Origin of the sequence: Kitasatospora gansuensis, from assembly GCF_014203705.1 — a bacterium.
Lineage (GTDB): Bacteria > Actinomycetota > Actinomycetes > Streptomycetales > Streptomycetaceae > Kitasatospora > Kitasatospora gansuensis.
This window is the reverse complement of the sequence record NZ_JACHJR010000003.1, coordinates 1-20,434: the sequence shown is the minus strand read 5'-3', so window position 1 is coordinate 20,434 and position 20,434 is coordinate 1. Positions and strand designations below refer to the sequence as shown.

Genomic DNA, 20,434 nt, shown 5'->3' with positions numbered 1-20,434 from the left:
CTGCCCGTCGTCGCCGGGCAGCGGGCGCAGCTGGATCAGCAGCGCCTCCTCCAGCGCGTAGAGGTCGCCCAGGACGTCGGGCTCGGCGGGCAGCAGGAGGTTCACGGTGGACATGGGGCCCCTCTCGGGCGGGTGGAGGCAGGGTGACGGACTGTCACCTTCTCGGGCTCCACTATCGCACTCGTCACGTGACGAGTTCTAGAGGGGTGGACTTCTTTCCGGGGCTTCCGGGAGCGCGGCCGGCCGCCGTGCGCCCCCTCTCCAAGGTCCTGCTGTAGGTCCTGCCCTGGGTCCTGCCCTGGGTCCTGGTGTAGGTCCTGACGTCGGTCCGCCCCGGCCCGACCCGACTCGGCGTCAGCGCAGGTCAAAGCCTTGGTGGCGACCCCCGGAAATTCTGACATCCCTCTCTCTGGGGGTGGCTGCTGCTGGTGGTGGTGGTCGAGGGCTTGGGCGGGGTGGTCGGCTGGAGCGGCGCCGGGCCGCCGGTTCGGGGGTGCGCACCGGTGCCGGTGCTGGTCACGGCGGGTGCGCACCCGGGGTGTGCACCCCTCAGACCGGCCGCAGGACCACCGGCCGGGCGGCGGCCCGCTCCTCCTGCCGGGCCTGCCCGACCGCCGCGTCCCACTCGGCCTGGAGCTTGCGGCGGTGGCGGGACTGCGGGTCGCAGCCGAGCGCGTCGCAGACCAGCATCTGCTGGAGCCCGGTCAGCGGCGGCATGTCGTCCCACCGCTCCACCCGGGGGACCAGCGGCACCTCCTGGAGGTCCTCGGGGAGCCGCCGGGCGGCCCGGCCCTCCTCGGACACGGTGATCAGCGCGATCTGCATCAGCGCGAGGCGCTCGCGGTGGACACCGATCGCGTGGCCGGCCGCGTCGTGCCGGGCGGAGTCGATGTTCGGGTGCGCGAAGCGGCCCTGCACCTGGCACGTCCAGCACACCCAGCTCACCGCGACGTCGAGCTTCATCGCCGCGAGCAGGCTCTCGACCGTCGCGGCCGGTTCGTCTTGGTCCATGCCGGACCAACGAGTCCACCCGGACGGCGGATGCGCCCGGCGGGCGGCCCGGCGCCGGACGGCCCGGCTTCCAACCTTGGAAGCCGCAGGTCAGAGCATTGGTAGACCTCACCGTGACCTGGGCCTCCAAGGTTTTCACCAACCTTGGAGACCACCTACCGGCCCGGGGTGTTGCCCCGGTCGCGGGGGTCGTTGCCCCAGCGCAGGTGCGGCGGGAGCTGCTGGCCGAGCCCCGGGGCCGGCGGCTTCTTCGGCGCGGTCTTCTTCGACGGCCTGGCCGTGGTGCTGCCCGACCGGGCGGCCCGGGCCATCACCTCCCGGGCCAGGTCGGCCCGGACAGCGTCCTCCAGCTGGAGCCGCTCGGGCGGCAGCGCGGCGCGGCGGGCCTGCTCGGCGAGCAGCTGCTCGACCCCGCGCCGGGCCTTCCCCACCGACACCCGCAGCTCGTGCAGCGGCACCTGCTGCTCGATCTGCGCGAACCGGGCGCGCTGGGCGTCCTCCCGGATCGCGGCCCGCTCGGCCTCCGGCCACCGGCCCTCGAGTTCGGCCAGGGCCTCGGCGTAGCCGCCCCGGACCTCGGGTGCGGCCTCCCTCGCGCGGGCCTTCGCCTGCTCGGCCAGCCCTTCCAGCCGGAGCGCCTCCGCCTCCGAGCGGCCAGCCATCTCGGCGGCGGCCGCGGCCATCCCCTCGGCCGACCGCTTCGACCGGCCCGTCTTCCACTTCGACCCGGCGGCGGCCGTCGACTCCTCCTCGACCCGGCGGGCGGCAGCGGCCTGCTGGCGCTGCTGCCCGGCCGCCGTGGTGAGCCCGGCCGCCTCGGCCTCCAGGCCGACCGCCAGGCGCAGCCCGGCCAGCTCCTGGTGGAGCTCGGCGCGGTTCATGCCCACGCTCACCCCGGAGACCAGGCCGTCGAGCCGCATCGCGGTGGCCGTCTCGGCGGCCAGCTTCTTCTCCCGAGTGTCCAGGGTGGTGCGCACGGTGCGCAGCGCCGCGACCAGGTCCGCGACCGTCCCGGCCGGGATGGTGCCCAGGGTGTGCACCACCTCGGCCCGCTGGTCCTCGGCCCGCTCCCGCGCCTCCGCCAGGCGCAGCCGGGCCAGGTCCGGCGGCGGCTTGCTGACCGGCGCGGCCGTCGCGCTGTCGTCGTCCACCAGCAGGGCCTCGACCTGACCGGGCGGCGCCACCGACACCGGCTCCAGCACCGGGCCGAGCTTGGCCCACGCCAGGTCGCGGCCGGTCTTGCTCGCGGTGACCCAGACCTGCTCGCCGTCCGGCTTCACCCAGCTCGGCAGGGAGAACGAGTAGCCGGACATGCGGCCGGTGCTGGCCACGTTCGCCTTGAAGTCGACCCCGGCCTCGGCGAGCAGCTGCTCGAAGTGCGCGCGGCCGCGGCCGGCGGCGGCGTCGCGGGCGGCGGAGACCAGGGCGCGGATCTGCTCGCGCTCGGGCGGGGCCGCACCCCGGGCGCGGGCGGCGGCCAGCTCGTTGCCCGACCGCACGCCCGGCACGGCCTTGAAGCGGCTCTCGGCGCGCACCAGGCGGTGCTTGATCTCCAGCGCGTCGCAGGCGGCCCGGTTGCGCAGCTTGTCCCGGCCGTTGGTGACCTGCCGCCCGTCCCAGCCCAGCCGGGAGACCGTGATGTGGATGTGGTCGTCACCGTGCCGCACGGCCACCCAGGGGCAGGCCGCGAAGCCCATCCGGGACACGTACTCCTCGGCGATCGCGGCGAACCGGGCATCGGCGAGCACCCCGTCCTCGTCCGGCAGCGAGAGCGAGACGCGCCAGATCGGCTCAGTGAGGTGCGGCTTCTGCCCGGTGTGGTGGTCGATCTGGCGGGCCACCTGCTGCCAGGTGCCCGGCACCGACCCGGCGATGATCCGCGGGTCCACGTGCTCGTCCCGGCGCCCGGGTCCGTGGTCGTAGAGCAGACCCCCGTACGCCTTCCGGCCCCGGGTGATGTTGCCGATCACCGGGCCGGGCCGGGCTCGGCCTCGTCGCCCTGGTCGACGTCGTCGTGCTCCTGGTCGTGCTCGGCGAGCCCGGCCGGGCCGGTCATCGGCGCCAGGCCGCGCACCGCGAGCGCCGCATCCCCCACCGCCTCGATCGCCTCGGCGAGCCGCTGGTGCAGCTCCGCCGGGACACCGCCGGCGGTGTTCGACAGGTAGGCGATCTGGTTCATGTTGTTGCCGATCGCGGCGAGCTGGACGAACACCGCGTGGTTCACCTCCGGCACCTGGGCGACGTCGCCCGGGATCCCCGGGTGGCCGTTCAGCGCCTCCTCGACCATGGCGCGGACCCACGCGCCGAGCTCCTTGCGGGCCGTCTTCGAGCGGGCCGCGTGCCACCTCTCCAGCTCCGCCGGAGTCAGCCGCACCGACACCGTGTGCGTGCGCTGACCCGCCTCGGTCAGCCGCCCCTGCCCGCCCTTCGCCACCCGGCCGCACCTCTCGCTCGCGGGTCGCCGGCCGCGCCCCCCGGGCGCGGATCGGCAGGCACGACGCCGCCACGGGCGGCGGGCCAGACCGGCCCCCTCGGGCCGGTCCTCCCCTCGGCGAAGCGTAGCGAGCCGGGGGCCAGGTGCATCAAGCGAAGCGCAGATGCCCACCTGGCTCCGTCGGAGTCGGCAGGGTAGGGCGGCCAACGCCCGGGCCTGTCGGCTTCGGCGGCGGCACCGTCGTGCGCTTGACCGGACGTCCCCCGCCATCACGCCCGGGGCCCTCGGCCCCGGGCTCCGGCGCTTGCGCCGGAGGGAGCGGCCACCCGGGTTCAGCCGGCTGACGGCGCTCGGTCCCCCGGCCTGCCGCTGCCCGATTTCGTGACTAAATCCGGGGGGATTTTCGCACTAAATCCATGATCGATTTAGTCACGAAACCGGGGGCTCGACCTGCTCGACCCGGGCCCGGGAGAGCTGCCGGCGCACCGAAGTCTCCAGCGGCAGCGGGGTCTCGACGGCGGGCAGGCCGCGGGCGATCCGGTCGCGCTCCCGGATGACCCGGAGCGCGGAGCCGAACTCCTCCTCGTTCATCTGCACCACCTGCCCGGCGATCATCGCGGCGAGCCGATCCTCGAACGGGCGCGGGTCCATCCGGAGCGCGGCGGGCTCGGCCTGGCGGTCGACGCCGGGGCCGAGCGGGCGGCGGGCTGAGGTCATCGGGTACGGCTCCTCGGGTCGGTGTGCACACCCGGGTGCGCACCCGGGTTGGGGCAGGTGCGCGGGGGTGCGCACCCGGTGTTCGGTCACGATGCCAACGCCGCCTCGCGGTCGCGGACACGGGCGAGAGCGGCGTCCAGGTCGGCGCGGCGCGCGTCCTGGGCGACGCGGCGGGCGGCGAGGAACCCGTCGGCGGCGGTGGCGGCGCGGGCGGCCTCCTGCTCCTGGTGGTGCTCGTTGGCGGGGAGCTGGAGCTGACCGGCCGTCACCCCGGCGGCGGCCTTCTTCTTCGCTTCGAGGGTCTTGGCCCGCTTCTTCATCGCGGCTTTCCACCGCTCGGGGTTGCCCTCGCGCTCCTGGCGCAGGGCCTCGTGCCGGGCCTGCTCGGCTTCGCGCTGGTCCTGGCGGCGCTTGAGCTGCTCGGGGGTCATCCGGGCGGGCGGGCCCAACGGCTCCTCGGGCTTCCAGAAGTCGTCCTTCGGCTGGAGGCCCCAGCTCACCAGCAGGCCGATCATGCCGGGCAGGCCGTAGCGGTCCCCGGCCATCCGCAGGTCGGCGCGGCGGCCCTTCACCCGGGCCACCTTCGCCTTGTAGGGCTTGCTGGCCAGCGCCAGGTCGGGCACCTCCTTGCGCAGCTCGGCGTCCTCCCCGGCCGGGATCTCCTCGTCCTTCGCGTCGTCCAGCGGGATGCCGGCCAGCTCGGCCAGCCGCTCCTTGAGCCCCTCGGTCCAGGTCAGGCACTGCCTGCCCTTGGTGGCCAACTCGTACTCCAGCCACAGCCGCAGGCACTCCTCGTCCCCGGCGGCGGCCTTCTCCGCGAGCTGAAACGCCGTCAGGCCCTTCGCCCCACGGGCCAGCTTCATGTCGGCGCGGGTCATCTCGGCCGCGACCGGGCGGGCGGTGATCCGCTGGTCCACGACGTCCTTGTCCTGGACCTTGGCCAGGTAGCGGACCAGGTTGAGCGGCAGCTTGCCGTCGGCCTGGAGGATCACGGGGTCGACCCGGACGCCGTGCTGGCGGTCCGGGGTGGGCAGGCCGACCGACTTGCAGCGGTCGACCCACCGGCGGTAGAGCTCCTCCTGGAGCTCCTCGGCCTTCTCGCGGGTGGCGGGGTCCTCGGTCCAGATCAGGACGTGCAGGTGGGAGTGCCAGCCGTTCCCGCCGTACGTCACCTCGATGGTGCGGGTGACCCCGGCGATGCCGTGCCGGGCCTTCCACCCGCGCTTCCAGACCACCAGCTGACCCTTCTCCTCGTGGGCCTCGACGTCCTCGGGCAGGTCGGGGTGCTGGTGCCGGTCGGCCCAGCGGACCGGCGCCTTCTGCCGGATGACGGCGCGTCCGACCCACCAGGAGCCTGCGGCCACGCCGCGCCAGCCCTCGGCGAACTGCTCGAACTGCGTGCCGAGCCGGACGTTCCTCCAGTGAGGGGCGGTCAGGGTGGCCATGTAGATCCCGCGTCCGGACTCCAGCCAGGCGGCGGCGGTCTTCTCCAGCCAGGTGGACCGGCGGGCCCGGATCGCCGCGCTGCACGGGGGGCAGGCCCACACCGAGCCGCACTTGACCAGGCCGGAGAAGGACGTGCGGGCGCCGTCGGCCGTGCCGACGTGGACGCCGACGGCGGTGCCGAGCGTGGTCACGTCGCAGAGCTTCACGGACGGCAGGCCGGTGATCTGCTGGATCTCGTCCAGCTGGCGGAGGCGGGCGTCGGAGCGCTGGATCAGCTTCGAACACCCGGCGCCGTCTGACTGGCTGTGAGCTGCGGCGGAAACGTAATTCAATCCGTGCGAACCCGGGCCGCCGTCGTGGCCCTTCTGAGCCCGTCCCTGGCCCTTCTGCGGGTGGCTGGGGGCGGTGGCGGGGGTGGTGGGGACGTCGGCGCCAGCGGCGGCCAGGGCGGCGTTCAGGGCCTCGGCCCGGACGGCGGACGCGTCCTGACCCGTGGTCAGCCCGGCTGCGGCCAGGGCGGCGTCGAGGTCGGCGGAGAGCTGGCGGGCGGCGCGGGCGGTGGCCTGCTTCTCGGCGCGGCGGGCGTCGCGGTTGGCGCGGCCGGCCACGCGGGCGGCCTTGTGGCGCTGCTCGGCCTGGGCCCAGGCGATGGCGCGCTCGGCGGGGGTGGAGGTGAACGTCGCCGGGATGGACTCGTCACGTGACGAGTCATCAGAGGTTCGAGCATCGGCGAGGCCACCGTCGACCGGGCGCTCGACCGCGGGTGCGGGAGCGACGTCTGGGCCGGTGGTGGCCGGGGTGCGCACCTGGTGCGCACCGGGGTGCACACCTTCGTGTGCACCAGTCTCGTGGGGTGTTGCGCGGGTGGGGGTGCCACCCGTTACGCTGGTCAAAGCGGTCGGGTTCCTCAGCTGTCTTCGCCTAGCCGGGCGACAGTGAATGGGATTCGGCCGGAGGGGTTAGGGCCCGGCAAGGCCCGCCTCTCAAGCTTTCGTACTGGGGTAGATCATGCCGGACGGAAGCACTACGTGAGGCACACGGCGCGAAAGTGCTCGATGTGACCAAGGAGACCGTCAGGGCCCGTCCCCCGCTTGGGGGGCGGGCCCTGCGGCATTTCCCGTCTGTGGCCTGCTAATTGACGCGCTGGCGGTCGGCCAGGGTGGAGACGTCGTAGCCGTCGGCGGTCAGCCCTCGGCGAACGGCTTCGAGCACGTCGAGCGCGGCGCGGTACTCGGCGTGGCCGGCCTCGGTCGGGTTCTTCAAGAGGGCCGGGCCGAGCTGGATGGGCAGGTCCTGGGCCTGGAGTACGACAAGGCGGGCCTCGGACCGGGTGAGGCGGGCGCCGTCCGCGACCTCATCGCGGCGCTGCTCGGCGTGGGGGAGGTCTGCGGGCTCGGCCCCGAGCGCCTCGGCGGCGAAGTACGCGGTGATGGCCTCCCGCGCGGCGGCGAGGTCTGCGGCGGTGGACTGGGTCATGGTGGCTCGCTCCTTCAACAGATCAGTCGATTGGGTGAACTCCGGGAGGGCCGAAAGCGTTACGCCTCGCGCGCCCGCGCGCGTTGGGACGGTCGCAGAAGTCGCAAAACGCACCGGACCTTCACAACCTGGCGGCCCGTCAGTCAGCAGAACTCGGCGGCGAGGTCGGCGCGGTTCTGGGCCACAGCGTGGCTGCGGCGCACTCCGCGACGGTGCTCCCACTCGTCGGTGCAGCTGCGGACGAGATCGCGGATCACCGGGTCGGGGTCGCCCTGGTGCTGCTCGATCGCGGCCACCAGTTCGGCGTTGGTGAACTGCGGGACGGTCTTGTTCGGCCAGGTGCTCATGCGGCGGCCTCCTTGGTGAGGACCTTGCGGACGTAGGTCGGCGAGCAGGACGCGGCGGCGGCGGCCTCGCGCTGGCTCTTGCCCTCCCCGATGGCTTCCAGGATCAGCTCCCGCCGGCGCTCCGGGGTCATCTCCCCGGTGACCTCCGGCTCCTGGTCGTCGTACACGTCAACCTGCTGGTCAGAGCCGGTGCGCACGGGGGTGTGCACCTCGGTGCGCACCTGGTCCGGGACCGGCTGGAGCCAGCGGTCGGTGGGGAGCTGGGGCTGCGCGGCGGGCGCGACGGCCTGGTCCTCGACCACCTCCGCCTCCGGGTACGACGCGGCGTACATCCCGGGGTCGGCCTTCCACGAGCCGGAGCCGTTCTTCACCCAGTCCGTGGCGTAGGTGGCGGTGACGATCTCGGCCTCCGCCTCGACCTCGGGCAGCTGCTCGACGGTCGGGGTGGTCGGCGGCTCGACGGCTGCCGGGACGACCGGGGCCGGGGCCGGGAGTGCGGCCGGCTGCTGCGCGGGGATGCGCTGGTACAGGGAGTCCAGCGCGGTGATCGCGCTGCTGGCGGTGCGTTCGGCGTAGGCGTTGGGCAGCGACTGCGCGAGCCGGACGTCGTTCCGGCCGAGGGTCCGGGCGAGCTTCCAGGCGGCCTTGGCGGAGCGCTTCCGGGTCCACTTGGACGGGTGGTGCTGGGCGCGGGCCTGGTGCCACTCGATCCGGCGCAGGGTCTCGCCGGTCAGCCTGTCGGCCTCGGCGTCGACTCCCGTGCTGGCCACCACGATGGAGCGCGCGAGGTACCCGGCCATCTCGGCCGCGACCGTCATGGCCAGCGGCGTCACCGCGTTCACCATGGCGTGCTGGTAGTCGTCCTTGGCCAGGGCGACCACCCCACCGGTGACCGACCCGGCGAGCGGGATCAGCCAGAGGCCGAGCCGCAGGCCCGACGGGTACGGCCGGTTGATCAGGGTCAGGCCCACAAGGGTGAGGCCCAGCACGGCGGTTGCGCCCTCGCCGGCGGCGACGACGCCGACTGCGGTGCCCGAACTCCCGAACGCGGACTTCATGTTGAAGAAGGTGGCGACGGCTCCAGCGATGCCGACGCCGCCCATCACCACGAAGATGCTGCCGAGCACCCACCGGGCCGGGGTGCTGATGCCCTGGTGGGCGGGGGTGCGCACCGGGTGCGCAGGGGTGTGCAGGTCATACTCAGTCGTGTGTGACACGGGGATCCTCCGTTGATCACGGGGCCGCACCGGGTGCATCCGGCGCGGCCCGCCTGCTTGGTGGGGGTCAGCCTCGGTTCGAGTACTCCAAGCGGAGATCGACGTGCCGGGGGAAGTACGTCCGGCCGTACTCGATGACGCCCTCACCGTCGTGCCTGATCGTGGTCCTGACCAGCACCGGTTCGCCCTGCGGCACGCCGAACTCCTTGGCCAGGGTCAGGGTGGTGGTGTCGACCGAGAAGTGGTCGGCGGTGATCTCGGTGGACCTCCCGGTCGCGGCCTCGATCCGGGCGACGCTGCCGGGCGGCGTGGAGGTGATCTCCAGCAGCTCCGGCACCAGGTCCGCGAGCTCCGGCGGGAACCACGAGTAGGACATCCGGATAACCCGGCCCGCGCGGCGAACCCTGCCCCGGCGGAGAACCGCGGGGCGGCCGGCCTCGATGCCGAGCACGTCAGCTTCGCCACCACCGGTCTGTTCCATCCCGGCCGAGAGGATCACCACCTCATCGTCGCTGGCGTACTGCTCGCCGCGCTGGCGGCTCCCGTTGACCGCGACCCGCAGGGTGGCGACCTGGTCCGGGCGGAACGCGGCCGCGTAGCCGAGTCCGGGAACGGGCTGCGCCCAACCCTCCATCCGCAAGGTGGTCAGGGCCCGCTGGGCGGTCTTGGTGGCGACGCCCCACTCCTCAGCGAGCTTGCGGACCGACGGGAGCTTCTGCCCGTCCACGATGACCCGGTTTGCGATGAGTCGGCGGTAGTGATCCGCAATTGCCTGGTATCCGACGGGATCAGTCATTTGATCGCTCCTCAGTAGTGACGGGCAGTCAGGGGCCTTGCACCGACTGCCAGAAGGCTGCTACAAACTGCTGTAGTACTTCGGTACCACAGCGTAGTACCTAGGTACCCGGTTGTCGCAAGTCCTTCGTCACAACCCCTGCCCGTACACCTCTCACAGCTCCGGGCAGGGGCCGACCAGCCCGAGGAGCCAGTCATGGCAAACGGTACGCCGCCTCCCTCCATCCCCCCGATTACCCCCACCGACCTGACCAAGGCCGGCCGCGCGTTCCTCCGCGCCCTGCTGAAGGGCGGCCAGAAGTGAGCGCCTCCCTCCGGCTCCTGCCGATCATCGGCAACGTCCGCCCGACCACCAGCAACAGCTGGTCCGCCACCGAGCCGATCAGCGCCCGGGAGCTCGGCCTGCTGATCCGCGCCGACTGGTGCCGCTCGGTGCGCACCTCCGACGGCCCGAACAGCCCCGACGGCCACCTGACCTACTACGCGCTGGTCGAGATCGACGGCGACGTCCTGGTGGTCACCGGCACGGCGACGGGAGAGCGGTGATGGCGCTCATCCGCGGCTTCTCCGAGTCGAAGCCCAGCAGTAGCACCGACACCCCCGACCACGTCGACAGCTCCGGCCGCTCCTGGACCGGCGCGGACTACGACGAGGGCCGGGCCAACGGGAGGCCGCTCCACGCCCCCCGGACCGACCACAGCAACGACCAGCTCGGCCGCACCTCCTGACCACCGCTCAGGTGCGCACCCCCGCACACCCGGGGGTGCGCACCTCACCTGACCTGGAGATACACATGATTGGCGAGCTGATCTGCTTGCTCCTCCTCCTGGGAGACGCGGCGGTGGCCCTCTACTTCATCCGCGTGCTCGGCCGCCGGGGCGGGTGGAACCGGTGACCACCACCTCGATCCCCCCGATGCCGTCCGAGCCGCCGACCGCCGGTCTGCCGGACACCACCGTCTACACCCCGACCCCGATCGGCGGGGCCGACCCGGCCGTCCCGTCCCTGGACGAGGCAGCCGAGCGGTTCTGGGCGCCGGCCGGACGCCTGCTGAACGACTGGTGGCTTAAGTCGGGCCCGGAGCAGGTCTCGACCATCGCCTCCCAGGTCACCCAGCAGGTGCACACCCTGCTGACCGAGACCGAGACCCAGCGGGCCGCCCGCGAGCAGATCGCCTACGAGGACCTGGTCGCCAGTCAGCGCGCGATGCGCGACGCGCAGTTCGCCGCGCTCGGCGAGACCGCCGAGCAGCGCACCGAGCGGCACCGGGTCGAGAAGGTGCTGGCCGCCGGTCAGCGCCCGTACCGCGACGACCTGGTGCACTTCGTCGACATGCTCGGCGACCGCATCAACGAGACCCCCGACGAGCGCGCGGCCCGCAAGGCGACCGAGCTGGCGATCGACAAGAAGCGACGCCGGGCGGCGGAGGACCAGCGCCTGGCCGCCGCTGGCGAGACCCCCGAGCTGCGCTCGAAGCGGCACCGCGCACAGGCGGTGGCCGACAAGCGCGAGGCCAAGCAGCGCAGCCGCCAGGCCGCCCGCAAGGCGGCCCGGGCCACCGGCCCGAGCGACAAGGTCCGGCGCTTCCGCCGCTGGATGCTCCTGACCGCGATCAGCGCCTACCTCGGGCACGCCTGCTACCTCGTGCAGACCGCAGCCCTCGGCGGGCCCTACGTCGGGCTGCTGCTGGCCCTCTTCGGCTTCGCCCTCGACCTCAAGGTGCGCGGCCACGGCCTGCGCGTCACCGAGGTCCGCGGCTTCGGCCCGCTCCTGCTGCTGATCATCATGCGCATCCCGGTGGCCTCCGGCCTGCTCGTCGCCGTCGGCGCCGACCGCCTGCTCGCCGCCCTCCCCATCTGACCTTCCCCACACAGGAGTTACCACCATGAGCGGGTCCCTCATCGGCACCATCTCGGCCTCGGGCGTCTGCCTCGTGATCACGGTCTGGCTGCTCGTCGGCCACCGCGGCAAGGGCAAGCTGGCGAACCAGCACGAGGATCACCACACCTCGTACTGGATGTTGGCGTTCGGCCTGTTCAGCCAGGGCGCGGCCCAGGCGTTCAGCGCCCCCAAGCAGGTCGGTGACGCGGTCACCGCCTCCATCGACAGCCAGTTCAACGCGGGGGCCGGGGCGATCGCGCTGATCATGTTCATCATCCTTTTCGGCACCAAGCCGCGCTGGTGGAAGGACGTCGTCTGCGGGGCGACGCTGCCCGCGTCGGCCATGGCCGCCGGCGGCGTGCTGGCCATCCCGTTCACCGTCGCCGGTTCGTTCCTCCACGGCCTGTTCGGGGTGGCTGCCTGATGAGCACCAGCGTGGAGCACACCGAGCAGGACCAGGACGTCGAGGTCGAGGACGTCGAGCTGGACCAGGACGTCGAGGACGTCGAGGACCAGGTCGAGGACGAGGACGAGGGGGAGGGCATGGAGGAGCGGGTCGAGGCGATGGCCCAGGCGTTCACCGTCCGTCTGCTGGCCGCCGTCCTGGTCGTGCGGAAGAGCACCACTACCGCCTGCGTGCCGGTGCGGGCCGTCATCACCGGCAGCCCGTACGTGTGGGCCCGGCTGTGGGCGCCGGTCGCCAGCCGCCTCGGGGAGCACTCCGAGGAGCGCTCGACCATCGCGGCCGGGCTCAGCCAGGCCCGGGCCGCCGAGCTGGCGAAGCTGACCGACCCGGTCGCCATCGCCACCAAGAAGGCCGGCTACGCCGAAGCCGACAAGGCGGCCCGGAAGGAGCAGTTCAGCCAGCTCGGCAACATCGGCATCGGCGTCGGCATCGCCGCCTTCCTGGGCATCCCCATGGCCTGGCAGTTCATCGGCCCGTGGGTGTCGACCATCGCCTGGTCCTGCATCGGGCTGTGGTGCGTGGCCGCGATGGCCCACGCGCCCAAGGCCCGTACCGCTCCGAAGCCCTCTCCCCGGCCCATCGTGACCACCGCCTCCGGCACCGGCACGACGGCCACCACCGCCCCCGCTCCGGCCCGGGCCGAGACCCGCCCCACGACCCTGTCCCCGGCGGAACTGATCACCGCTCTGGAGCGCATGGTGGCGCTCCGCGCGATGAGCGACGGCGGCCTCGGCAAGGTCCACCTCGCGGAGGCCCTCGTCTCCTTCCAGCGCAGCGGCCTCTACCCCGGTATGAAGACCCGCGATTTCAGCCCCATCGTCAAGGCCACCGGACTCCCCACCGACGAGGGCGTGAGGGTCGGCAAGAAGGTGACCACGGGCCTCACCTTCAAGCTCCTCCAAGCCCACCTCGGACGCCCTCCCCAGGCACCCGCCCAGCAGGCCCCCGCGGCCTCCCCGGCGACAGCCGTCTGACCCCTCCCCGACCACCTCCCACCCAGCCCCCGTCCGGACCCCCGGACGGGGGCTCTTACGTGCTCACCCCCGGCCGCCCGCTCCGGGGTCCACCGGCCCACCTCCCGGGGCCGCTCTCGGGTGCTCTCCGCCGGCCTTCTCCAGCCCCTCTCCGGACCCCCTCCCCCGGGTCCGGCCCTGACCCCTCTCGGCTCGCCTACAGACCGGCTCCGACCTGCGAAAACAACTCACCTACACGCCCGCCTACAGCCCAACTACACGCCTCGCCAACACCCGTCCCGGAAGGGGCTGCAGTCCCGCCCGGCGGCCCCCTGGCGGACCTTCGTACCGACCCGGCCGGAGCGATCTCAACCGATCCGGCCCCGGCAGCCGGGGCGGTCTGCCACCCTCGGAGCGGACCTACGGAGGAGATCGGGATGGGCTGGCCCTACCGCTACCGGTGCGGCGTCTGCCGCACGCTGAGCGAGCACGACGGCGAAGTCGAAGCGCTCATCGAGCAGCGCCATCACATCGACGCCGTCCACCACGGCCGCCAGCCCGAGGGAGACCAGGTCGTCCCGCTCGAAGCGTCCGAGCTCGGTACCGGCGGCGGCGGGCCCTGGCTCCCGAAGCCGACCATCGACCGGCGCGGCCAGGGCATGGTGCTGCTCAGCACCTTCCTGTTGCTCCTCCTCGGGTGGGGCCTCTACTCGCTGCTGCCGACCACCCGCTGACCTCTCGACTCGTCACGTGACGAGTCTGGAAGCGAGGAGGGTGGTCCGGGCCACCGGCACCCGGTCCGCTCCTGCCGCCGGAGGGTGCGCGCGCTCGCCTCACGACTGCCTCCGGCGGGCCACCTCCAAGGGGGTCGGCTCCGGTGATCTTGGTGTCTGGCCGTGGGTGGGTGGTGCGGGCCGTGACGCGGGTGGTCCCCTCGGCGGACGACTCCGAACCCTGCCACCCCCGACCACCACCACCCGGCCAAGCCCGCCGAAGACTTTCGCCGGCTCCGCTTCGCTCCACCGCCGAAACTCCCCGACGGGTCGCCCGCCCAGGGGCGGACGAGCCGGGCGGCGGCGGCCGGGCGCGGACACCACCGCGAGCCGCCCACCGAGGGGACCACCCGCGAGCCCGACCCTTGGGGCAAGGACGATGGCCGGCCGCCGCGAGAGCGGCCAGCACCGCCCCGGTTCCGAAACGGAACGACGGCGGCGTCCGAAGCGGAACGGCCCGCCGATTCCGAAACGGAACGGCCCACACCCGGCGGGCACCGCCGCAGCGCCAGCCGCCGCACCTCCCCGAACCCCAACAACACCCAGCCGTGCCAACACCTGCGAGCACTACGCCGACCCGCAGCACCAGAACCACTGCACAGAGAAGTAGTCGGAGCTCTGCCGGGTGGTTGTCCCCGTGCGCTGACCTGCGGAGATCGTGTTGTCCCGGGGCTGTCCCGAGGCAACCGCAGGAGCAACCGCAGGGACAACTGCAGGGGCAACCGCAGGAGCAACGGCAGGGACAACCGCAGGGGCAACCTCCGGCCGGGCCCGGCCGCGGCCTCGACGGCGACGTCCTGGTGCTCGTCGCCCTGGTCGACGTCGCCGAGCGGCAGAGCGAGGGGCGCGGCGCCCCAGGGGTGACAGCCACCGCCCCGCCCCGACCTCGATCACGCGGTGGCCAGCCGACGGCGGCCGGGACCGGCGGGGGGTCGTCACCACGACCCCCCGGGCGGTTGCTCCGGAGGTTGCTCCGGGAGTTGCCCACCGGGTTGCCCCGGAGGTTGCGCACCGGGTTGCTTCGGAGGTTGCTCCGGGACAGCCCCGGTGCAACACAGTCTCCGCAGGTCAGAGCCGGTGCAACATGGCCGGTAGAACGCCGACTACTTCTCTGCGGGGCCCTCCCCCGCCGAGCAGTGCACCTCGGGTGTCCCGTACGGCCCGGTGGAGATCAGCGCGCGGGCGGGCGCGGGCCGCCGGCCGGACGCCGCCGACAGCCGACCGGCCGGTGCACACCCCCGGCGGCGGGGGTGCGCACCCGGGGTGTGCGGGGTGCGCACCCCCGTGTGAGCTGGCGTGATACGCCTCGCACCCGTGATACGTGCGACGGGTAGCACCCGTGCTACGGGTGCGTCTGGCCGGTCCGCCGGAGGTGGTCGAGGACCAGGTCCTGCTGCTCGGCGGCCAGGCGGAACAGCAGGCTGACGACCTGGTGCTTCGGGACGCGGGTGGCGAAGTGCAGCTCGTCCACCGCGCGGGCCAGCGCGTCGGTGGCCTCCCGCTCGGCGTACCAGCTGCGGCGGGTCATCTCCACCTCCGCATTCACCAGCTCGGGCGCCGGTGGGTCGGCCACCGGACGGGAGCGCCGGCTGCTCTCGGGCATCCGGGCCGCGATCCGGCGGCGCTCCTCCTCGGTCAGCTGGTCCGGGCTCGTCAGCTCGGGCACCACCTGGTCCGCGGGCGGGGTCATCCTCACCTGGCGCACCATCAGGCGGCCGTCCCCTCTGCCTCGCGGATCTCCGACCACACGGCGCGGTAGTCGTCCAGGTTGGTCGGGCAGGTGTCGATGGCCCGCTCGTACTCGACCCGCTGCGGGATCACCGCGTCGAGCACCGGCCGCTCCTCCGCCTCCAGCTCCCGCCGCGCGTCGGCCGGCTGACTGGTCCGCGCGTCGCAGCACGTCAGCAGGACGTACACCGCGAACCCTCCGCCCTCGTGCCCGGCGGCCGCGGTGCGGGCCTGCTTGAAGGTGGCGCCGAGCTGCTTGCGGTCGGCCTTCGACGGGGCGAGCGTGACGATCAGCCGGGTCGCCTTCTCCAGCACGTCCGCGAGCAGCGAGGCGTTGCCGCCGCCGACGTCGACCACCACGTGGTCGAACTCCTTGCGCAGGTGCGTGACGTACTCGCCGAGATCGGCGAACGGATACCTCTCCACCGTGAACGGCAGCGGGGTGCCCGCCAGGGCCGCGTCGCGGGCCCAGCCGTAGGCGGTCTGGCTGACGCTGTCGGCGTCGACCACCACCACGGTGAACCCGAGGGACCAGAGCACCAGCGCGAGGTACACGGCGGACGTGGTCTTCCCGGCGCCGCCCTTGAGCATGGCCACCACGGTGACCTCGCCCGGGCCGGGCGATGTGCCCAGCGGGGTCTCGATCCTCGGCAGGTCGATCGTCACCTTGGTCCTCCTCGGCAGGGTCCGTCCGCGGCCCACTGTCGCACGCGAGATACGCGTATCACCCCAGGAACGCGCGGGCCGCCGGCCGACGTCGGCGACGGCCTGGTCCTCGTCTCCGGACCGGGGGGTCGTCGTGACGACCCCCCGAAGCGCGGTCTCGCCTACAGGGTCGGCAGCGGCATGGCGATGCTTCCGATGACGCCGTCCATCGCGTCGTTGAGCACCGCCGTGCGCTCGGTCGGCGTCATCGCGGTGAGCGCGGCCACGGCCTGCTTGGTGTCCAGGGAGAGCATCGCGTCCCCGGCCGCGCCTGCGGTGACGCGCGGCAGCTTGACCCCGCGCAGGGCGCGGCGCGACGGCGGGCTGATCACCGTCCCGCCGTTGGGGCCGAGCAGCTCCAGCGCGGTGTCCGGCATCGAGGCGCCGACCAGCTGGCGGCGGTTGAGGGTGCCGAGCACCCAGGTCGTGAAGATCCTGCCGAAGTCGTCGGTGAGCTCCGCCGAGAGCTCGGCGATCAGCCGGTCCTGGCACGGCAGGCACTTGTCGAGGCCGGCGGCCACCAGCAGGTCGCAGCGCTCCGAGTTCCACGACTCCTCACCGTCCGGGAGCCGGTGAACGCCGCCGCTCTTGCACATCTGCTCAGTCATGCGCAGACCGTACCGAGACACCACTTCGAACAGCCCTCGAACTCCACCAACCTCCACCCGACAGCAGGACCACGAATCCAAGATCCACAACGGGCACAGCTCAGACACTCCGAGACGATCAAGGCACCGACCCGAGCAGCCCACTCCTATGCATCACGACCCGACGGCAGTCCAGACACCTCTTGCAGATGGTTCTGATCATGGTCCGCGCGGGCGCGGGGAGACCGCCCGTTCAGTCTCCGAACGGCCCGGCTGTTCTGCTTCCGAACGCCGCCGTGGTTCTGCTTCTGAACGGCCCGGCCGACCGGCCTCCTCGCGCGCGTGCGCGATGCAGTTCCCGCCGGCCTTCCGCTTCCGCCGGTCCGCCGGGCCAGCAGAGGGTCCCGTACGGAAGAAGTCGGCGCCGCCCGAGAGGTTGTCCCACCCCCTTGTCCCGCAGGTCAGACCCCTTGTCCGCGCGGCCGCCGTCGACCGGTCTGCGGAACCCGAAACGGGACCCGAAAGAGCACCCGAAAGAGGACTCCAACCGGGACCCCGAAGAGGACCCGAAACGGAACCAAGATCAAATGGAGGACTAAGGTATCGTCACGCCGCGCGTGCCGATACGGGCCGCAGGCCGCTCCTCCGGTCGGGGGTTTCCGGCCTCGATCCGCGGCCGCCGACCGGCGTGGACGCCGCCCGATCCGGGGCCCGGAGTTCACCATCGGCAGCATGGACGACACCTCGTACGTCACCCAGCTCTCCGCCGAGCTCCGCTCCGCCCTCGACTGCGGCGACGTCGACCCGGGCCCGGCGCGGGCCTGCGCCGAGCTCCTCGACTCCCCCGCCGGCGCGCGGCTGCTCGGCCGCCTCGGCCGGATCGCCGACACCGCCGAAGCCGAGCTCTAGGTCAGCCACCGCACCGAGGGCGCGGTGCTGTCCGGCGCGTACGGCGGCCCGCCACGGGAGCGTCCTGGACGCGCCGGGCGGTGCCGAGCAGGGCCCGGGTCCCGGGCGCGGCAAGCGCCCGGGTACCACGGGCAGCAACCCGGGTTGCACCCCCTCCGACGGCCGGGTGCGCACCCCGGTGCCCACTGCCCGGAGGGGGTGCGCACCCCGTGCACACCTCCGGGAACGACGGTGCCCGCTCCCTGATTCGTCACGTGACGAGTCCGGAAGCGGGCAGGGTCGGCGGGCGGTCAGACGGGGCGGGCCGCCGTCTCCTCGACGTACGGCGTGAGCGCCCGCGCCACGCTCTCCAGCGCGGCCTGGACGTCGAGGTGCGCAGCGCCGCCGAGTTCGCCGGCCTTCACGTCCCCACGGATCTGCACCGGGGCACCGCGCCGCTCCTGGCCCAGGTGGACCGTCGCGGAGTGCTCCCCGTCCGGCAGCACCACCTCGACCGTCACCGCGCCGATCACCGCCTCCCCGGTGTCGAGCCGGTCCATCTGCCGCTCGAAGCTCCGCTCGGCCAGCAGCCCGGCGGACACCTTCTCGCCCAGGTGCCGGTGCACCGCCTCCAGCGCACTCTGCAGCCGGGTGACGACGTCCTCCCCCGCGGCCACCACCTTGTCCGGGTCGGAGGACTCCATGAGGTCGCCCAGCGCCCGGTAGGCCAGCGCCATCTGCCAGGCCGCGGTGGCGATCGGCGCCGGGTTCTCCGTCACCATCGACGGCAGCACCTTGTCCTGGGCGTCGATCCCGATCCGGCGCACCGGGCCGGGCGTCAGCGCCTGGAACGCCGGCTGCACCCGCCGGTGCCCCTCGGCCCCGCTCACCGCTGGCCCGCCTTGGCACGGGAGGCGATGTAGTCGATCAGGGTGTCCGGCCGGTGCGGGGCCCACTCGCCGCTCTGGGCGGGTGGGGCGTACTCGCGGCCCTGCCCGGCGAACACCTCGGCCAGCACGGTGTGCAGCGCCTCCGGGGAGGCGAGCAGCGGCACCGGGAGCTTCTCCCAGTCGTCGTCTCCGTTCACCTCGCTGAACTCGTTGATCAGCGGGGCCCAGTGCCAGCCGTCCTTGTCGTCCCAGCTGACGGTGATCCCCCACGGCCACGCCTCGACCAGCGGCGGCACCATCGCGGGCGTCAGCTCGTCGCCGTGGACGTCGAGGGTGGCCGGGATCAGCCGGTCGCCCATCTCCCTGGTCTCGGCCCTGGTGGCCTCGCGGGGCTCGGTGCGGCGGAACCACAACTGGATGACCAGCAGGCCCGTGTCGGTGCGGTCGGTGATCCACTCCTCCGGGGCCCGCCAGCCGTTCGGGCCGTCGATGTGGGCGACGGCTTCGGCGTACGCGGCCTGCGGCCGGCGGTGCTCCTCGACGCTGCTCACAGGGCGGCCTCCGCCTTGTCGTTGGCCCGCTCCATCAGCCACACGATCCGGCCGATCTCGTGCAGTCCGCTGTGGAGCTCCAGCCGGTTGGCGCCGGAGAGCCGGACCACCCGGGTCTCCAGGCCCTCCTCGATGAGCTCGATGGTCTGGTAGGCGTCGGTCGAGGTCAGCCGGACCGTCAGCCTGCGGCCCTTGGCCATGAGCAGCTCCGCCGTCAGCGAGCCGACCACGGTCAGCCCCTCCTCCAGGCAGCTGTCGATCAGCCCGCGGTGCCGGGCCTCCAGCTCGTCGGCGGGCACCGCCTCGACCAGGTGCTCGCGCATGTGCCCGGCCGCCCGGTGGAGGTGGTCGAGCGTGAACTCGCCCTCCGCGAGGTGGTCGATCGGGACCTCGGCCCGCATCACGCTGTGGAGGCCACCGAGGCTGATGCCCATGTGAGCGCCCGACTCGGAGAGCTGGTCCCGGCCGCCCTTCAACCTCGCGGAGGGGCCGAACACCTCGCTGGCGTGCTGGGCCACGTCGCGCACCTGCTTCGGGTCCACCGGCGCGGCCGGCTGGAGCATCCCCCCGCGCGTCGCGTTGGTCTCGTAGGTCGTCATCGTCGTCTCCCCTTCGTCGGTGATGGTGCTGGTGGTCAGTCGGTCAGTGGCACGGGCTGCAACTGGAGCTCACCAGCTACCACGGTGAGCTCGGCCTGGCCCTCGATCTGCGGCCGGTCCGGCCCGGCCTGGTCGGCCTCGGGCTCCGTCTCGACCGCCTTGCGGACCTTCGCCGCCGTCTTCGCGCCGAGCGTCCCGAGGATCCGGTCGAGCTGCTTCTGCTGCCGGTCGTGGATCGCGGTGATCTCGTCCTGCCGCTTCCGCTCCTCGTAGGCCCGCTGCTTGCACCCGGCCTTGCAGTACCGGGGCGCCGGGCCGGACTTCTTCGGCGCGGCGAACGGCGTCCCGCACCAGACGCAGATCCGGAGCTGGGCGGTCGGCTTGGGCTGCGGGGTCTCCGCCGGCTGCTGTTCCTCCGCCATCACAGGCCCACGCTGAACGCGGTGAGAGCCGCGTCGGTGCCGGTGCCCCTGCTGGCCTTGATCACCGCGACCATGTACCGGCCGTACGCCTCCTCCCGCTCGGCCGTCAGCTGGATCCGCTCCTGGCCCGCCCCGGCCCGGACGATGGCCAGCAGCTCGGCCCGGCCGTCCACCTCCCGGTTGACCACCGCGTTGATCGCGCGGCTGGCCCAGGCGGCGACGGTCGCGCCGTCGGTGCCCTCCCCCGTCCACCACGGGGCGTGCCGGTCACCGGCCACGTCGTCCAGGAGCGCCGCCAGGTCACCGTCCGCCTGGGTCAGCTCGTCCCGCAGCCAGGCCAGGCGGACCAGGTCCTCCCCCTCGACCTCGACGTCGAGCAGCTGCACCAGCTCCGTGCGGCCGTCCGCGCCGATCAGCATCGGCACGCCGGGCACCAGGTCCGCCCGGCCGTAGACCACGTCGGCCATGCCGGACCCCAGGACGTCCAACACCCGCAGGTACGACTGGTAGACCGCCTCCCCCTGGTCACCGGGCAGCGGCGACCACGA

24 protein-coding genes are annotated in these 20,434 nt (G+C 73.2%); 7 read left to right on the top strand and 17 right to left on the bottom strand.

The window, feature by feature from the left end; translation table 11 throughout:
- Positions 1 to 549: 549 nt before the first annotated feature.
- The 9 genes from F4556_RS37490 to F4556_RS37450 form a co-directional block, all read right to left on the bottom strand.
- Positions 550 to 1,011, bottom strand: a complete 462-nt coding sequence (locus F4556_RS37490) for a hypothetical protein (RefSeq protein ID WP_184926056.1) — start codon at positions 1,009 to 1,011, stop codon at positions 550 to 552.
- Positions 1,012 to 1,166: 155 nt separating this feature from the next.
- The gene (locus tag F4556_RS37485; RefSeq protein ID WP_184926051.1) at positions 1,167 to 2,981 is read right to left on the bottom strand and encodes a relaxase/mobilization nuclease domain-containing protein; all 1,815 of its coding nucleotides are present in this window, start codon (positions 2,979 to 2,981) and stop codon (positions 1,167 to 1,169) included.
- Complete coding sequence (locus F4556_RS38895) at positions 2,978 to 3,445, bottom strand: MobC domain-containing protein (protein WP_184926048.1); 468 nt, start codon at positions 3,443 to 3,445, stop codon at positions 2,978 to 2,980. Before F4556_RS38895 ends, F4556_RS37485 begins: the two co-directional genes overlap by 4 nt.
- A gap of 429 nt (positions 3,446 to 3,874) precedes the next feature.
- Complete coding sequence (locus tag F4556_RS37475) at positions 3,875 to 4,162, bottom strand: hypothetical protein (RefSeq protein ID WP_184926045.1); 288 nt, start codon at positions 4,160 to 4,162, stop codon at positions 3,875 to 3,877.
- An 86-nt stretch (positions 4,163 to 4,248) separates the two neighbouring features.
- Positions 4,249 to 6,414 (bottom strand): hypothetical protein, encoded by a 2,166-nt coding sequence (locus F4556_RS37470; RefSeq protein WP_184926042.1) that lies wholly within the window; start codon positions 6,412 to 6,414, stop codon positions 4,249 to 4,251.
- Positions 6,415 to 6,739: 325 nt separating this feature from the next.
- Positions 6,740 to 7,084: a hypothetical protein gene (locus F4556_RS37465; protein WP_184926039.1), complete on the bottom strand. Its 345-nt coding sequence runs from the start codon at positions 7,082 to 7,084 to the stop codon at positions 6,740 to 6,742.
- Between the two features lie 143 nt (positions 7,085 to 7,227).
- Positions 7,228 to 7,431, bottom strand: coding sequence for a hypothetical protein (locus tag F4556_RS37460; RefSeq protein WP_184926036.1), 204 nt, complete (start codon positions 7,429 to 7,431; stop codon positions 7,228 to 7,230).
- Positions 7,428 to 8,648 (bottom strand): hypothetical protein, encoded by a 1,221-nt coding sequence (locus F4556_RS37455; protein ID WP_184926033.1) that lies wholly within the window; start codon positions 8,646 to 8,648, stop codon positions 7,428 to 7,430. Before F4556_RS37455 ends, F4556_RS37460 begins: the two co-directional genes overlap by 4 nt.
- 67 nt (positions 8,649 to 8,715) lie before the next feature.
- Entirely contained in the window at positions 8,716 to 9,444 is a 729-nt protein-coding gene (locus F4556_RS37450; RefSeq protein WP_184926030.1) for a GntR family transcriptional regulator, read from the bottom strand.
- A 299-nt stretch (positions 9,445 to 9,743) separates the two neighbouring features.
- On the opposite strand from F4556_RS37450, the gene F4556_RS37445 reads away from it, so the two are divergent.
- From F4556_RS37445 to F4556_RS37420, 6 genes are all read left to right on the top strand, one after another.
- Positions 9,744 to 9,989: a hypothetical protein gene (locus tag F4556_RS37445; protein WP_184926027.1), complete on the top strand. Its 246-nt coding sequence runs from the start codon at positions 9,744 to 9,746 to the stop codon at positions 9,987 to 9,989.
- The gene (locus F4556_RS37440; protein ID WP_184926024.1) at positions 9,989 to 10,171 is read left to right on the top strand and encodes a hypothetical protein; all 183 of its coding nucleotides are present in this window, start codon (positions 9,989 to 9,991) and stop codon (positions 10,169 to 10,171) included. Before F4556_RS37445 ends, F4556_RS37440 begins: the two co-directional genes overlap by 1 nt.
- A 163-nt stretch (positions 10,172 to 10,334) precedes the next feature.
- Entirely contained in the window at positions 10,335 to 11,303 is a 969-nt protein-coding gene (locus F4556_RS37435; RefSeq protein WP_184926021.1) for a hypothetical protein, read from the top strand.
- A gap of 25 nt (positions 11,304 to 11,328) precedes the next feature.
- Entirely contained in the window at positions 11,329 to 11,748 is a 420-nt protein-coding gene (locus F4556_RS37430; protein ID WP_184926018.1) for a hypothetical protein, read from the top strand.
- Complete coding sequence (locus tag F4556_RS37425) at positions 11,748 to 12,764, top strand: hypothetical protein (protein WP_184926015.1); 1,017 nt, start codon at positions 11,748 to 11,750, stop codon at positions 12,762 to 12,764. The genes F4556_RS37430 and F4556_RS37425 overlap by 1 nt, the downstream gene beginning before the upstream one ends.
- Before the next feature lie 416 nt (positions 12,765 to 13,180).
- Entirely contained in the window at positions 13,181 to 13,477 is a 297-nt protein-coding gene (locus F4556_RS37420; protein ID WP_184926012.1) for a hypothetical protein, read from the top strand.
- Positions 13,478 to 14,858: 1,381 nt separating this feature from the next.
- Here the strand turns inward: F4556_RS37420 and F4556_RS37415 are convergent.
- The 3 genes from F4556_RS37415 to F4556_RS37405 form a co-directional block, all read right to left on the bottom strand.
- Positions 14,859 to 15,206 (bottom strand): hypothetical protein, encoded by a 348-nt coding sequence (locus F4556_RS37415; RefSeq protein WP_184926009.1) that lies wholly within the window; start codon positions 15,204 to 15,206, stop codon positions 14,859 to 14,861.
- 17 nt (positions 15,207 to 15,223) lie between these two features.
- Positions 15,224 to 15,910 carry a nucleotide-binding protein gene (locus F4556_RS37410; RefSeq protein WP_184926006.1) on the bottom strand — a complete coding sequence of 229 codons (687 nt, stop codon included), beginning with the start codon at positions 15,908 to 15,910 and terminating at the stop codon, positions 15,224 to 15,226.
- A 161-nt stretch (positions 15,911 to 16,071) separates the two neighbouring features.
- A complete protein-coding gene (locus F4556_RS37405) occupies positions 16,072 to 16,557 on the bottom strand; it encodes a hypothetical protein (protein WP_184926003.1) in 486 nt (161 codons plus the stop codon).
- 711 nt (positions 16,558 to 17,268) lie between these two features.
- On the opposite strand from F4556_RS37405, the gene F4556_RS37400 reads away from it, so the two are divergent.
- Positions 17,269 to 17,445 carry a hypothetical protein gene (locus F4556_RS37400; RefSeq protein WP_184926000.1) on the top strand — a complete coding sequence of 59 codons (177 nt, stop codon included), beginning with the start codon at positions 17,269 to 17,271 and terminating at the stop codon, positions 17,443 to 17,445.
- A 290-nt stretch (positions 17,446 to 17,735) separates the two neighbouring features.
- Here the strand turns inward: F4556_RS37400 and F4556_RS37395 are convergent, their stop codons facing one another.
- From F4556_RS37395 to F4556_RS37375, 5 genes are all read right to left on the bottom strand, one after another.
- Complete coding sequence (locus F4556_RS37395; protein WP_184925997.1) at positions 17,736 to 18,314, bottom strand: hypothetical protein; 579 nt, start codon at positions 18,312 to 18,314, stop codon at positions 17,736 to 17,738.
- Entirely contained in the window at positions 18,311 to 18,865 is a 555-nt protein-coding gene (locus F4556_RS37390) for a hypothetical protein (protein ID WP_184925994.1), read from the bottom strand. The genes F4556_RS37395 and F4556_RS37390 overlap by 4 nt, the downstream gene beginning before the upstream one ends.
- Entirely contained in the window at positions 18,862 to 19,464 is a 603-nt protein-coding gene (locus F4556_RS37385; protein WP_184925992.1) for a hypothetical protein, read from the bottom strand. The genes F4556_RS37390 and F4556_RS37385 overlap by 4 nt, the downstream gene beginning before the upstream one ends.
- Positions 19,465 to 19,499: 35 nt before the next feature.
- Positions 19,500 to 19,886, bottom strand: a complete 387-nt coding sequence (locus tag F4556_RS37380) for a hypothetical protein (protein WP_184925989.1) — start codon at positions 19,884 to 19,886, stop codon at positions 19,500 to 19,502.
- Positions 19,886 to 20,434 (bottom strand): hypothetical protein (locus tag F4556_RS37375; RefSeq protein WP_184925986.1); only part of this gene is annotated, 549 nt, incomplete at its 5' end. The genes F4556_RS37380 and F4556_RS37375, both read right to left, overlap by 1 nt.